The organism is Anaerotruncus sp. 1XD42-93 (assembly GCF_009917605.1).
Classification (GTDB): Bacteria; Bacillota; Clostridia; order Oscillospirales; family Ruminococcaceae; genus Anaerotruncus.
This window is the reverse complement of record NZ_QZEG01000212.1, coordinates 1-723: the sequence shown is the minus strand read 5'-3', so window position 1 is coordinate 723 and position 723 is coordinate 1. Positions and strand designations below refer to the sequence as shown.

Annotated in this window: 1 protein-coding gene; it reads left to right on the top strand. The window is 50.8% G+C overall.

The features are described 5' to 3' along the window. Window positions 1–217: 217 nt before the first annotated feature. Window positions 218–723 (top strand): ABC transporter permease (locus D5269_RS18080; protein ID WP_158605099.1); only part of this gene is annotated, 506 nt, incomplete at its 3' end.

Below are 723 nucleotides of genomic sequence, written 5' to 3'. Positions count from 1 at the left end.
AAAAAATCGCGGTTTCCAAAGGCAGAGCCTTTGGCTGCTTGCCGCAGCAAGCGGAACACCTTCCTGGGCGCTGGGCGCCCGCCTGAGAAGCGCATTTAGGGGGTGAATTGGCGCTGACTTTTGGTCAGAGCCAAGAGGGGGCTTTTTGCAAGAGAAAAAGCCCCCTGCCAGAGATGCGCAACAGATCCAATAGAAATCCAGAAAGGAAACGACAAGCATGCTGCAAAGACTAAAGCAACACCAATTTCTATTTGGGGAGCTGGTGAAGCGGGACTTCGCGAAAAAATACAAGCGGACGATTCTGGGGATGGCGTGGAGCATCCTGTCCCCGCTGATGAACCTGCTGATTATGTGGCTGGTATTCAGCAATCTGTTTGGAAATAACGTCAACCATTATGCGATCTATCTGTTCGCCGGACAGCTGGTGTTTTCGTATTTCACGGATGCCACCAATCTGGGGATGACCTCGCTGGTGGGGAATGCAGGAATCTTTACCAAGGTAAATGTGCCGAAGTATCTATTTCTGTTTTCCCAGAATGTGTCGTCGCTCATCAACTTCGGGCTGACCCTGTTGATCTTTTTTGCGTTTACAGCCTTTGACGGGATTCCGTTCACATGGAAATTTTTCTTGCTGGTCTATCCGGTGGTGTGCATGATTGTGTTCAACCTGGGGGTGGGCCTGATCCTGTCGGCACTGTTCGTGTTCTTCCGGGACATGCAGTA